Raw genomic sequence first — 12,653 nt, 5'->3', positions numbered from 1 at the left:
CGGACGCAGCCCGTCCACGCTGTTCAATCACTCAGGATTGCTCTCGTAACGCAGCCAGCCTGCCACTCGCGAGCCCCCATCTACGCGATCTTTAGGGTGAGTGCGGCCATCACTGACAGTCACCTCAGGGAAATCAAACGGGCTCATGCCTTCAATACAGGCCACATTGACCCCGTACTGATCAGGCGCAGAACGGCGCTGGTGGAAGGTATAGATCCCGCACCTGGAGCAGAAGTAGTGCTTGGCTTCACGCGTATGGAACTGATAGAGCGTTAGCGCCTCTTGCCCTTGGGTGACGGTGATATCACCCAGGTTTGCTGATACCGCAACGGCACCGCGCATACGGCAGAGCGAGCAATCGCACCGGCGCGCGGTACGCACGCCATCGGTCAAGCGCACTGAAAACTGCACGGTCCCGCAATGGCAGGCGGCCTGGTACACGGGACGATCATCGTTGCTTGCATCAGCCATGGCGATTCTCCAGAGGCATCCGAGGCAAAAGGGACGCAGGTCTGACACTCCGTTGACCTGCCTTTCACTTAGTTTTCACGAGCGACTTGGCAGTCTATACCCATCCCTACGTGATAGACCTTAGCCCGCCTAGCAGCGGGCTTTCTTTTGCCTGCGATTTTCGTCTGGCCAGGCGCCGTCAGTTCGGCGTATCAAAGCCACTTTGCCGCCACCCGGTAACCTGCAGCGCCCCGCGCAAGCGATCACCGGTCAACGCCGGAACAGTGCGCCCATCCGCACTCTGCATGTCCTGCCCTGCCAGCAAGGCGTTAATGATCGCCTCCTCTACCGCCTCGGCTGCCGCAGCGAACAGCGGTGAGATATGGTCGTTGTTGACCATATCCACCTGGGCAGTCCGGGCCAGGTTGCGGCGGTTGTAGTCCGCAGGCGCCAAGCCGGTGTTCCCAGTCGAGAAGGCCAGGAAGATATCGCCGCTGGAGTCATCGGTACCTCCCCCGGTGCGGGCGATACCTAGCGAAGCCCGCTGCGCCAGGCGCTGACACTGATGAGGCAGCAACGGGGCGTCGGTCGCCAGCACCACCACGATCGAGCCCATGCCCGGGGTATCCTGCACGGCAAAGGGCGACGGCAGATCACCCAGCACACGGCCGACCGGGTAGCCGTCGACCCGCAGGTCAAGCCGTTGACCGTGGTTGGCCTGGACAAAGGCACCGACCGTCCAGGCGCCCTGCTCTGCCGGCAGCTGGCGGGAAGCGGTGCCGATGCCACCTTTGAACTCGTGGCAGATCATGCCCGTGCCGCCGCCAACCGAACCTTCGACTACAGGCCCGCTGTTCGCCGCTGCCAGCGCCTGCTGCACCAGGTCGGCATTGACGTGCTGCCCCCAAATGTCATTCAGCACACCGTCATAGGTTTCCATCACCACCGGCATGCACCAGTAGGTCGAATCGTCCTGCAGAGTTGCCCGTTCATGGGCAATCAGCGCGTCACGCACCACACCGACGCTGTGGGTGTTGGTGGTAGCGATGGGCGTAGTCAGCAAGCCGGCTTCGCGTATCCATTCAAGGCCGGTGGCATCGCCATTGCCATTCAACACGTGGCAGCCTGCGAAACACGGCTGATACCGTGCTGCACCTGCGCGAGGTTCGATGACGCTGACACCGGTGCGCACGGGTTTGCCGTTGGCGGTCTGGTTCAAAGTAGCGTGCCCTACGCGTACCCCGGGCACATCGGTAATTGCATTGTTGGGGCCGGGCTTGCCCAGGCCCAGGGTGATACCGAAGTCACGTGCTCGCATCGTGGTGCTCACTTAGAGTTTCTGGAAGGCAGGGCTCATTTTTCCGTAGGTGCCATACAACACTACCGAACTGAGCAGGATGCCAAGAATGATAAACAGGTCGCGGCTGGACGCCGTGCCCAGCGAGGTCAGCAACAGGTAACCGGCGCCGACCACGGCAGCCAGAGCTGGCAGTGGCCACAGCGGCATGCGATAGGGATGCTCACGATCACGCCGCAACACGCGGCTGAACAGTGCGCACAGCGCGACCACCAGGTAGACACACAGGATCAGCAGCACCGTGAACGAGGTGAGCTCGGCCAGGTTGGAGCTGAATGTCAGCGCCGCCGAAGGCACGGCCAGGAACAAGGTGGCCAGCCATGGTGACTCCCATTTCCCGTGGATGCGGGTAAAAGCCTTGTTCAACTTTGGCATCCACAGCGCGTCGCGCCCGCTGCTGTAGATCACTCGCCCGCTCTGGATGACCAGCGCAATGATCGCGTTGAACACCGACAGGAAGATCCCGGCACTGACCAGCCGCGACAGGGTTTCGTTGCCATGGGCCGTGAGCAGGTAACCGATCGGGTCAGGGCTGGCCAGCATCGCTTCCAGCGAGGGCGCACCGATCAACAGCGCGATCAGCGGAATCACCTCGATGGCGACCACCAGCAGCAGCGACCACAACACCGCCTTGTGAATGCCGCGCCCGCCGCACTTCATGTCTTCAGCCAGCAACACTGCGCCGCCAAAGCCGTTGTAAGAGAACAACGCCGTGCCCATGGCACCGATGACCAACGCCCATGGCGCTGCATGGAGGATGCCGTTATCGAGCACCAGCGGGGTGAGGATAGTGCTTACAGGCTGCTGCGCATGGCTGAAGCCCAGCACTACTATGACCATCAGCGCAGCGACTTCCAGCAGCAGGCAAACGCCGGTGACCCAGGCGTTGAGCTTGATATTGAGGATGGCCAGCAGATAGCCCAGCGTGACGATGACCAGGGCGACCACCTGACCATCCAGCTGGCTGCCCAGCGCGGCGTTCAGGTAGGTGGCCGCACCGGTGGCCAGGACCGGCGGGATGAACACCAGCATCGCCAGCACGGTGAGGAAGGTGGCGTAGCCGGCCATGCCGCCAAATACCCGTTTGGCAAACACATATTCGCCGCCTGCAGCGCTGTGCGCCCGGCCCAGTTCGGCGTAGCACAGGGCAAACATCAGGGCGAGCACGCCGCCCAGCAGGAATGCCCAGATCACGCCGGTACCGGCCTGGGCGATGGCAAATGGCGCGATGACGAATACCGAGCTGGCGGGGGTGACCGACGATACAGTGATGGCAACGACATCCGGGACGCTCAAGGTGCGCTTGAGCTGGGGCTCTGCAGAATGGCTGGACGGCATAGGTTCATCTCCACGTTGTTATATGAGTTAGGGAGGCAGAACTGAGGTGTGACGCTGCGCACTCGACGGCGCGCTTGGCATGAACAGAATCTATGCAGGCGTGAGCAACTGAACAATTCCCCCGAAGGGGTACCCCTGTTGACAGCGGGGAAGAGAAACGCGCCAATAAGCGACCCGCCCCAGGAACGCAGCCGTGGACATCCTCTTTCATGAAGTCTCCAGCCACAGCGCATTGGCCCGTGTCATCGAGCAAACCGGCAGCCCGCGCTTCTGGCGCCAGCTGACCTTGTTGCTGCGCCATTGGGTGCAGTTCGACAACGCGCTGGCGATTCACTTCCCGGCACTGGGCGCGCCGCATGTGCTGGATGAATACGACGCGTCACCTGCGCCAGTGGCCAGCGCCTTGTACCTGGACGGCTTGTACCTGCTGGATCCGTTCTACCAGGCGGCTCACGAAGGCTTGGCCAGCGGCTTTTATCACCTTGAAGAAGTGGCTCCCGACCAATTTCGGCAGACGGATTACTTCCTCAACTATTTCCATGATCACGTACTTGAAGATGAGGTGCAGTTTCTGCTGCAGGTGCCTGATGGCGTCGTCTCGCTGTCGCTGGGCATGCGCCGGGCGTTCGATGCGACAGAGCGGGGCAAGCTAACCTTGGTGAGCCAGTGGGTATTGGCGTTGGTCGCCCAGAGCTGGGGGCAAGTCAGCGTATCGGTGCCGCTAAAGCCGCCGGTGGGCGACGCGCTGGCTAAGTTTGGTGAGGGACTATTGTCTGACCGGGAACTGGAAATCGCGAGGCTGATCTTGCGTGGCTATTCGTCCAAAGCGATGGCCCAGCGACTGGGTATATCGCCTGAAACGATCAAGGCCCACCGTCGCCATCTCTATGCAAAGCTCAACATCTCTTCGCAGCCAGAGCTGTTCTCGCGATTTATCCAGCAACTGGGCTTTCAGGAAGAAACATCGGGCTAATGCCTGGCAGCAGGGCCGCCAGGCGTCATCACAACCCGATCAGACCGCCGCGTGTGGCTGAGCGGTCTTGACCCGGCGGTACAACACCAACGTGGCACACAAGGCGCAGCCGGCAGCGAAGGTGACCCAGTACGCCGGTGCAGCCTTGTCACCGGTGAGGTGGATCAGCCAGGTCGACATGGCTGGGGTAAAGCCACCAAACAGCGCCGTAGCCAAGCTGTAAGCCAGCGAGAACCCGGCCACTTTCACCTCGACCGGCATGATCTCGGTCAGCGCCGGGATCATTGCGCCGTTGTAGAGCGCATAGAGGAACGAGAACCACAGCAGCACTTCAAGCATGTGCGAGAAGCTTGCCGCCTGAGCCAGGTACGACAGCGCCGGGTAAGCGGTGAACAGCGTCAGCACGGTCATCGCTATCATCATCGGCTTGCGCCCGAAGCGGTCGCTGAGCATGCCGCCGATAGGCAACCAGAAGAAGTTCGATACGCCGACCAGCAGCGTCACGAGCAAGGCGTCGGTGGTGGTCAGGTTGAGTACGGTCTTGCCGAAGGTCGGTGCGTACACGGTGATCAGGTAGAAGGCGCTGGTGGTCATCGCCACCATCAGCATGCCGCCGATGACCACACCCCAGTTGCTGGCCAGTGTTGCTACCACCTGCTTCATGGTCGGGCGATGGGTGCGGTTGGCGAACTCTTCGGTTTCCTGCAGGCTGCGCCGCAACAGGAAGATGAACGGGATGATCATGCAACCTACGGCAAACGGTACGCGCCAGCCCCATTCGCTGATCTGCTCAGGCGCCAACCACTGGTTCAAGCCGTAGCCCAGTGCTGCGGCAACGATGATCGCCACCTGCTGGCTGCCGGACTGCCAGCTGGTGTAGAAGCCCTTGCGTCCAGGCGTGGCCATTTCCGACAGGTAGACCGACACCCCGCCCAATTCGGCGCCCGCCGAGAAGCCCTGCAGCAAACGCCCCAGCAGGACCAGGGCCGGTGCCCACAGGCCAATGCTGGCGTATCCGGGGACCAGCACGATCAACAGCGTACCGCTGGCCATGATCGACAGAGTCACGATCAGACCTTTGCGACGGCCCACGTCATCGATGTACGCACCGAGCACGATGGCGCCCAGCGGGCGCATGAGGAAGCCTGCGCCGAACACCGCAAAGGTCATCATCAGGGAAGCGAATTCACTCGCCGCAGGAAAGAATGCGGTCGCAATCTGAGTGGCGTAGAAGCCGAACAGGAAGAAGTCGAACTGCTCGAGAAAATTACCCGAGGTGACGCGAAACACGGCTGCGGCGCGGGAACGGGCAGTGCCCGCAGCGGGGGATGAAGCATGCATGACGGATCTCCAGCGATATTCTTAAAATGCTTGTTACGCTCTAAACTAGAGTATGCGGGACACATTTTGAAACAGTTAGTGTTTAATTTTCATGGATTGATGCGTCATTGTTATCAATCGCTATAACCATACCCCGGTTGCGGGGCTCAAATTGCGTCCATCGCAACGCTATCGGCGGACTCGGATTCGGTGAGTGAAATCTGACGGCATGTTGACTTCACTTTCACTTAATTTTCACGGCAAGGGGCGCAATCTCTAGCTATCCCTACGTGTGATTGAACTTGCCCGCCTAGCAGCGGGCTTTCTTTTGCCCGCGATTTACCACCTCCGCGAGTCCCTGCCATCCGGCAGCGCCTGCCCTGCCGCACCGACATAGGCAATAGTCGTTCACGCGGCTTGCTCAGAACATGAAACATCCTTCACGGCCCGTTAACTGAACCGGGGGCTGCGGCTGAGTAATCTGGATTCTTTTGATCCGGAGAACACTCCCATGCTTCGAACGATGTCCTGCGCGGCACTGTTGCTGGCCACCTTCGCTTGCTCGGCCGCTGAGGCCGTACCTGGCGACGCTAACACCCTGACCGTGCTCAGCTCCGGCGGCATCATGGGCGCCATCCGCGAAGTGGCGCCGGCTTACCAGAAAAAATTCGGAGTCAAACTGAATGTGCTGGCGGCGCCGTCGATGGGTGATACCCCGCAGGCGATCCCCAACAGGCTGGCAAAGGGTGAGGATGCCGACGTGGTCCTGATGGTCGGCTCGGCGCTGGACACGCTGGTCGCTGACGGCCAGGCAGACAAGGCCAGCCGCGTCGACCTGGGCAAGTCCTTCATCGCCATGGCGGTGCGCCAAGGCGAGCCGAAGCCGGACATCAGCACGATGCAAAACCTGCGCAAAGTGCTGGTGGAGAGCAAATCGGTCGCCTATTCGGACAGCGCCAGCGGTGTTTATCTGTCCAAGACGTTGTTCCCACGCATGCAGCTGGGGTCGGCGTTCGATGCCAAAGCCCACATGATCCCGGCCGAACCGGTCGGTGCGGTGGTGGCTCGCGGGCAGGCGCAGATCGGCTTTCAGCAGCTCAGCGAACTCAAGCCGGTAGCGGGCATCGACATCGTTGGCTTGATCCCGGCCGAGGCACAGAAGATGACCATGTACTCCGGCGCCATGGTCAGCAAGAGCCAGCATCAGGCAGCGGCCAAGGCACTGCTTGAATACCTGGCTTCGCCTCAGGCAGATGCGGCGATCAAGAGCAGTGGCTTGGCACCGCTGCCGCACCACGCCAGCTGATCGCCGAGAAAGTGACCGCAAGGTTTGCGCAGCAGCGCAAGCCTTGCTCAGTCGCCAGCCAGCGCAGCCAGCAACTCGGCCCGGCACGCTTGCAGTATTTCGTCTGCCAGCGGTGAGTCATCCGGGCACGCCCGCGACAACATGACGGCGCCCACGGCATGGGTAAACAGGTTCACGACCTTCGCGCGCGCCTGCTCGGGCGTCGCCCCCGTCCCCGCCCGGTATTTCTCTTCAAAGGCTGCCAGGGTCTTTTCGATGCCGCTGGCGAAGGTCGCCTTGACCTCATCGGACTGGCGAGCAGCATCGCCACCCAAGGCTGCCACTGTGCAGCCTGTGTCTCTGCCATCTCGGTGGGCGCGGGAGACGTAGCGATTGACGAACTCCTCCAGGCCAATAGTGCAGACACCGGCAGCAGACCTCTCCAAACTGAGCGCAGCCGCTGCGGCCATCAGGTCGGCCTTTGAGCCAAAGTGCTTGTAGAACCCCCCTTGAGTGAACCCGGCAGTGGCCATCAACTCGGCCACACCCACACCGTCATAGCCGCGCTCACGAAACAGCTGCGAAGCCGTCTCGACGATATGCGCGCGATTGGCCAGTGATTGCGTCTTGGTGATTTTCATGGGGCACCTCGGGGACTTCGTAACGATGGCTCAGCATACTCTGATGTCGACCATAATCAAAACCGTTGACAGTTTTGATTATGGTCGACATCATAAAACCGCTTCCCCAACAGACTGCCCAACAGCCACTCACCCTTGAGTACCCGTCCATGAACAATGCTGAAACCGTACTGATCACCGGCGCTTCTTCTGGCATCGGCGCAACCTACGCCGAGCGCTTCGCCCAGCGCGGCCATGATCTGGTGTTGGTAGCCCGTGACAAGGCCCGCCTGGATGCACTCGCCGCACAGCTGCGCGAGCAATATGCGGTGGCCATCGATGTGATTCAGGCTGATCTGACGCAAAGCAGCGACCTGACGACCGTCGAAGCCCGCTTGCGCGATGACAGCAGCATCACCCTGCTCGTCAACAACGCCGGCGCCGCGCATTCCGGCAGCTTTATCGAGCAGTCAACAGACAGCGTGGCCAACCTGGTCGCGTTGAACACCACCGCCCTGGTTCGACTGGCCAGCGCCATCGCGCCACGGCTGGCGCAGGCCGGCAGCGGCGCGATCATCAATATTGGTTCTGTGGTGGGCCTAGCGCCGGAATTCGGCATGAGCGTGTACGGCGCGACCAAGGCGTTCGTGCTGTTCCTGTCGCAGGGCTTGAGCCTTGAGCTGGCGCCCAAGGGCGTGTATGTCCAGGCCGTTCTGCCTGCGGCAACACGCACGGAAATCTGGGATCGTGCCGGTATCGACATCAATACCCTGACTGAAGTGATGGCCGTGGGCGACCTGGTCGACGCTGCCCTGGTCGGCTTCGACCGCCGCGAGCCGGTGACCATCCCGCCATTGCAGGACGCTGCACGCTGGGATGCGCTGCAGCTTGCTCGGCAAGGCTTGCTGGCTGAGATTCGCCAGTCCGTCGTCGCCGAGCGCTATCAAGCTCAGACTATCGCCTGACCCCGCCTACGGCTGGCGCAGCGTGATTGCTGCCCAGCCGGCTGAGCCAGACCGAACCCAGAATGATCAAACCACCTATCAGCAGCCGCCCAAGCGGCTCGTGCTGGTTCCAGATCAGCAGGTTGAGCAGCAAGCCCACCGGCACATGCAGGTTGTTCATCACCGCGAGCGTTGCCCCAGAAACCAGGCAGGCGCCCTTGTTCCACCAGTACAGCCCCAGCGCCGTCGGCACCAACCCCAGGAACAACAGCACCAGCCATTGCACATCGGTACTCGGCAGGCGCTGAGCATTGCCGAACAGCAGAAACGCCGGCAGCACCACCAGCAGCGCACCGAGGTAGAAGTAGCCGAAGCGTTTGTAGTGGGGCAAGTCGCTGGGATTACGGGCGATCAGATGGCGATACAGCACCTGGCCTGCGGCATAGGTGAAGTTGGCCAGTTGCAGCAACAGGAAGCCGATGAAGAACTCGCCACTGATGCTGTCCATGCGGATCACTGCCGCACCGGCCACTGCCACCAGTGCAGCCACCAGCGCCCAGGGGTTGAAGCGCCGGTTCAGGGCGTCTTCGATCAAGGTCACGTGCAACGGCGTGAGGATGGTGAACAGCAGCACCTCGGGCACGCTCAGCACGCGGAAACTCAGGTAGAGGCAGACGTAGGTGACGCCGTACTGCAGGGCACCGATCAGCAGCATCGAGCGCAAGAAACGCGGTTCGACCTGGCGCCAGCGCGTCAGCGGCAGAAACACCAGCCCAGCCAACAGCACCCGCGCCAGCACAGCGAAGTAGCTGTCGACGTTGCCAGCCAGGTACTCGCCGATCAGGCTGAAGGAAAACGCCTGGATCAGCGCGACGATAATCAGGTAGCCCATGGTGCTCTCTCGCAAATCAAGGCGGCGACCTTAGCCGGTTGCGCCACCCTGGGCAACCAATCTGCAGCGAGCATCAACGTGCCTGAGTGGCTTACGCCAGGGCGGCCAGCCTGGCCTTGGCCTGGTTGACCCCCTTTTCGTGAAAATCACCGCTCATGTTCAGCCCTTCGGCGTGGATGAACGCCACGTCGTGAATGCCGATGAAGGCCATGACCTGGCGCAGGTACGGTTCCTGATGATCGCTGCCGGCACCGGCATGAATGCCGCCACGGGCAGTCAGGACGATGGCGCGCTTGCCTTGCAGCAAGCCCTGCGGTCCGGTCGGGGTGTACTTGAAGGTGATACCTGCGCGCAGCACATGGTCCAGCCAGGCCTTGAGGGTGCTCGGGATGGTGAAGTTGTACATCGGCGCCGCCAGCACCAGCACGTCGGCGGCGAGCAGCTCGTCAGTCAGCTGGTTGGAGCGCTCGAAAGCTTCCTGCTCAGGCATGGAGCGTTGCTCCGCAGGCTTCATCCAGCCGCCGAGCAAGTCGGCGTCCAAATGCGGCAGCGGGTTGGCGGCAACGTCGCGCACATTGATCTGGTCGCCTGGGTGCGCCGCTTGCCACTGCTGGATGAAGTCGCGGGTCAGCTGGCGCGACACGGAATCTTGCTGGCGGGCGCTGCTTTCGATGATCAGTACGCGGGACATGGTGCCTCCATTGGCATAAACGGGGTGCGATTCAATGGAGGCGAGATTAGAGGTTGACCTATCGATAAAAAAGCGTAAAAAGTGGAGTCAACCTATCGATTTATCCGTTTTATTGCGGCTGACAGCTCAGCGCAATGCGCAGCTTGATGATCTGCCGGTTGAACTTGGCGGTCACGTCCACGCTTTTGTTTGCCGGCACCACTACGCGCCGCACGCGAGGCGCTTCCGGGCCGTTGCGAAAGCTGACCTTGCACGCCGCGGCCACTTCGCCGTAGTTGTTCACGGTAATGCTGCCGATGTCCTGATCAGTGTCATAGGCGGTGTAGTCGATCTTCACCCCGCTGATCTCCTTGCTCACATCGATCGGGTAAGCCATTGCGCTCAATGGCAGGCACAGCAAGACAGCCAGACAATATTTCTTCACAGGGCGCTCTCCTTGAAAGAGCGCAGCTTAGGACAACAGGAGCCGAAGATGAAAGCGCCGCGCGTAACCCTTGATCAGTGGCGAACCCTGCAGGCAGTGGTCGACCACGGCGGGTTTGCCCAGGCAGCCGAGGCCTTGCACCGTTCGCAATCGTCGGTCAGCTACACCGTAGCGCGCATGCAGGAGCAACTCGGCGTGCCGCTGCTGCGCATCGATGGCCGCAAGGCGGTGCTGACCGAGGCCGGCAACGTGCTGCTGCGCCGCTCGCGGCACCTGGTCAAGCAGGCCAGTCAGCTCGAAGACCTGGCCCACCATATGGAACAAGGCTGGGAAGCCGAGGTGCGCCTGGTGGTAGATGCAGCGTACCCCAGCGCCCGCCTGGTGCGCGCACTTAGCGCGTTCATGCCGCAAAGCCGCGGCTGCCGCGTGCGCCTGCGCGAAGAGGTGTTGTCCGGGGTCGAAGAAGTGCTCCACGAAGGCATCGCCGACCTTGCCATCAGCAGCTTCAGCATCGGCGGTTACCTGGGCACCGAGCTGAGTTCGGTCGAGTTCATCGCCGTCGCTCACCCGGAACACAGCCTGCACCGACTGGGCCGCGAGATCACCTTCCAGGATCTGGAAAGCCAGTTGCAGGTGGTGATCCGCGACTCTGGTCGGGCGCAGCCGAAAGACGTCGGCTGGCTCGGCGCCGAGCAGCGCTGGACAGTCGGCAGCCTGGGCACCGCCGCGACCTTTGTCGGCAGTGGCCTGGGCTTTGCCTGGCTGCCGCGGCACATGATCGAGCGCGAGCTGCGCGAGGGACTGCTCAAGCCATTGCAGCTGGATCAAGGTGGCAGTCGCCACCCACTGTTCTACCTTTACTCGAGCAAAGAGAAAGCCCTCGGCCCAGCCACGCAGATCCTCATCGATCTGCTGCGCAGCTTCGACACCGCGCCGCTGGACGTGCCTTTCGCCGCCCCTCCACAAGCCTGAGAAGCCCGCGCCCATGGCCTATTTCGAACACGAAGGCTGCACCCTGCATTATCAGCAATACGGTCAGGGCGAACCGCTGGTGCTGTTGCATGGCCTCGGTTCGAGCAGCCTCGACTGGGAACTGCAGGTGCCGCTGCTGAGCCAGCACTACCGGGTGATCCTGCTCGACAGCCGCGGCCATGGCCGCTCGGATAAACCCGCCGGCGGCTACCAGATCGCAACCTTCAGCGAAGATCTGCTGGCCCTGCTCGAACACCTGCAGACCGGCCCGGTGCACCTGGTTGGCTTGTCGATGGGGGGCATGATCGGCTTTCAGTTCGCCGTCGATCACCCGCGCTGGTTGCGCAGCCTGTGCATCGTCAACAGTGCCCCGGAGGTCAAACGGCGTACCCGCAGCGATTGGGTCTGGTGGGCCAAGCGCTGGGCCCTGGCCCGCGCCCTGAGCGTCGAGACAGTGGGCAAAGGCCTGGCCGCGCGCCTGTTCCCCAAACCCGAGCAGGCTGACCTGCGGGAGAAGATGAGCCAGCGCTGGGCGCGCAACGACAAGCGCGCCTACCTGAAGAGCTTCGACGCCATCGTCGACTGGGGCGTGGCGGAACGCATCGGCCAGATCCAGTGTCCCACCCTGGTGATCGCCGCCGACCACGATTACACCCCGGTACAACTAAAACAGCGTTACGTCGAGCGGATCCCGCACGCCAGGCTGGCGGTAATCGAAGATTCGCGGCACGCTACGCCGCTTGATCAAGCCGAGGTCTTCAACCAGACCCTGCTGCAGTTCCTCACTAGCGTTTCCACCTCTCAAGGATCTTTGAGCCCATGCTGAAAAAAATTCTGCTCGCTGCCTGTTCGGTTGCTTTTGCCACTAGCGTCCTGGCCTCGGACAAGACCCCGCACGTGCTGCTCGATACCAGCTTCGGCCCGGTCGAAATCGAGCTGAACGCAGAAAAAGCGCCGGTCAGCACCAAGAACTTCCTGCAGTACGTGGACAGCGGCTTCTACAACAACACCATCTTCCACCGGGTCATTCCGGGCTTCATGGTGCAGGGCGGTGGCTTCACCGAGCAGATGGTGCAGAAAGACACCAAAGACCCAATCAAGAATGAAGCCAGCAATGGCCTGCGCAACACCCGCGGCACTTTGTCGATGGCGCGCACGTCCAACCCGAACTCGGCCACCAGCCAGTTCTTCATCAACGTGAATGACAACGCCTTCCTCGACCCGGGCCGTGACGCTGGCTACGCAGTGTTCGGCAAGGTCACCAAGGGTATGGAAGTGGTCGATCAGATCGTCAATTCGCAGACCACCGTGAAAAAAGGCATGCGTGATGTCCCGGCTGACCCGGTATTCATCAAGTCCGCCAAACGCATCGACTGACCGCTGGTTT

At 61.7% G+C, this 12,653-nt stretch carries 14 protein-coding genes; 6 read left to right on the top strand and 8 right to left on the bottom strand.

Annotated features, from left to right (window positions below; translation table 11 throughout):
• Positions 1-27: 27 nt before the first annotated feature.
• The 3 genes from ACQZ2L_RS05360 to ACQZ2L_RS05350 form a co-directional block, all read right to left on the bottom strand.
• On the bottom strand, positions 28-471 hold the full coding sequence (locus ACQZ2L_RS05360) for a GFA family protein (protein ID WP_430325025.1): 444 nt from the start codon (positions 469-471) through the stop codon (positions 28-30).
• 178 nt (positions 472-649) lie between these two features.
• Positions 650-1,768, bottom strand: a complete 1,119-nt coding sequence (locus tag ACQZ2L_RS05355) for a P1 family peptidase (RefSeq protein ID WP_430325164.1) — start codon at positions 1,766-1,768, stop codon at positions 650-652.
• 12 nt (positions 1,769-1,780) lie between these two features.
• Complete coding sequence (locus ACQZ2L_RS05350; protein WP_430325023.1) at positions 1,781-3,145, bottom strand: APC family permease; 1,365 nt, start codon at positions 3,143-3,145, stop codon at positions 1,781-1,783.
• 193 nt (positions 3,146-3,338) lie between these two features.
• Here ACQZ2L_RS05350 and ACQZ2L_RS05345 point away from each other — a divergent pair, with 193 nt between their 5' ends.
• Positions 3,339-4,118 (top strand): response regulator transcription factor, encoded by a 780-nt coding sequence (locus tag ACQZ2L_RS05345; protein WP_430325021.1) that lies wholly within the window; start codon positions 3,339-3,341, stop codon positions 4,116-4,118.
• Between the two features lie 39 nt (positions 4,119-4,157).
• On the opposite strand, the gene ACQZ2L_RS05340 is transcribed toward ACQZ2L_RS05345, so the two are convergent.
• Positions 4,158-5,459: an MFS transporter gene (locus tag ACQZ2L_RS05340; protein ID WP_101317597.1), complete on the bottom strand. Its 1,302-nt coding sequence runs from the start codon at positions 5,457-5,459 to the stop codon at positions 4,158-4,160.
• A gap of 490 nt (positions 5,460-5,949) precedes the next feature.
• Between ACQZ2L_RS05340 and ACQZ2L_RS05335 the strand changes: the two genes are divergently transcribed.
• Positions 5,950-6,744, top strand: coding sequence for a substrate-binding domain-containing protein (locus ACQZ2L_RS05335; RefSeq protein WP_430325019.1), 795 nt, complete (start codon positions 5,950-5,952; stop codon positions 6,742-6,744).
• A gap of 47 nt (positions 6,745-6,791) precedes the next feature.
• Here ACQZ2L_RS05335 and ACQZ2L_RS05330 read toward each other — a convergent pair whose 3' ends face one another.
• Positions 6,792-7,364, bottom strand: a complete 573-nt coding sequence (locus ACQZ2L_RS05330; protein WP_430325017.1) for a TetR/AcrR family transcriptional regulator — start codon at positions 7,362-7,364, stop codon at positions 6,792-6,794.
• A 149-nt stretch (positions 7,365-7,513) separates the two neighbouring features.
• Here ACQZ2L_RS05330 and ACQZ2L_RS05325 point away from each other — a divergent pair, with 149 nt between their 5' ends.
• Complete coding sequence (locus tag ACQZ2L_RS05325) at positions 7,514-8,308, top strand: SDR family NAD(P)-dependent oxidoreductase (protein WP_430325015.1); 795 nt, start codon at positions 7,514-7,516, stop codon at positions 8,306-8,308.
• Here ACQZ2L_RS05325 and ACQZ2L_RS05320 read toward each other — a convergent pair.
• The 3 genes from ACQZ2L_RS05320 to ACQZ2L_RS05310 all read right to left on the bottom strand — a co-directional run bounded on the left by ACQZ2L_RS05320 (position 8,298) and on the right by ACQZ2L_RS05310 (position 10,294).
• A complete protein-coding gene (locus ACQZ2L_RS05320) occupies positions 8,298-9,179 on the bottom strand; it encodes a carboxylate/amino acid/amine transporter (RefSeq protein ID WP_430325013.1) in 882 nt (293 codons plus the stop codon). The two genes, ACQZ2L_RS05325 and ACQZ2L_RS05320, sit on opposite strands and share 11 nt — an antisense overlap.
• Before the next feature lie 91 nt (positions 9,180-9,270).
• Positions 9,271-9,870 carry an FMN-dependent NADH-azoreductase gene (locus ACQZ2L_RS05315; protein WP_430325011.1) on the bottom strand — a complete coding sequence of 200 codons (600 nt, stop codon included), beginning with the start codon at positions 9,868-9,870 and terminating at the stop codon, positions 9,271-9,273.
• A gap of 109 nt (positions 9,871-9,979) precedes the next feature.
• Entirely contained in the window at positions 9,980-10,294 is a 315-nt protein-coding gene (locus ACQZ2L_RS05310) for a 3-phosphoglycerate kinase (RefSeq protein ID WP_430325009.1), read from the bottom strand.
• 48 nt (positions 10,295-10,342) lie between these two features.
• Between ACQZ2L_RS05310 and ACQZ2L_RS05305 the strand changes: the two genes are divergently transcribed.
• From ACQZ2L_RS05305 to ACQZ2L_RS05295, 3 genes are read left to right on the top strand one after another with little or no spacing between them, the layout of a single operon-like run.
• Positions 10,343-11,266 (top strand): LysR family transcriptional regulator, encoded by a 924-nt coding sequence (locus tag ACQZ2L_RS05305; protein WP_101317581.1) that lies wholly within the window; start codon positions 10,343-10,345, stop codon positions 11,264-11,266.
• A gap of 13 nt (positions 11,267-11,279) precedes the next feature.
• A complete protein-coding gene (locus ACQZ2L_RS05300) occupies positions 11,280-12,092 on the top strand; it encodes an alpha/beta fold hydrolase (RefSeq protein ID WP_430325007.1) in 813 nt (270 codons plus the stop codon).
• On the top strand, positions 12,086-12,643 hold the full coding sequence (locus ACQZ2L_RS05295) for a peptidylprolyl isomerase (protein ID WP_314876000.1): 558 nt from the start codon (positions 12,086-12,088) through the stop codon (positions 12,641-12,643). Before ACQZ2L_RS05300 ends, ACQZ2L_RS05295 begins: the two co-directional genes overlap by 7 nt.
• The last annotated feature ends 10 nt before the right edge of the window (positions 12,644-12,653 follow it).

This window comes from Pseudomonas shirazensis, assembly GCF_050496565.1.
GTDB lineage: Bacteria > Pseudomonadota > Gammaproteobacteria > Pseudomonadales > Pseudomonadaceae > Aquipseudomonas > Aquipseudomonas shirazensis_A.
Note: the sequence above shows the minus strand (reverse complement) of the source record. Positions and strands in the feature narration are given on the sequence as shown.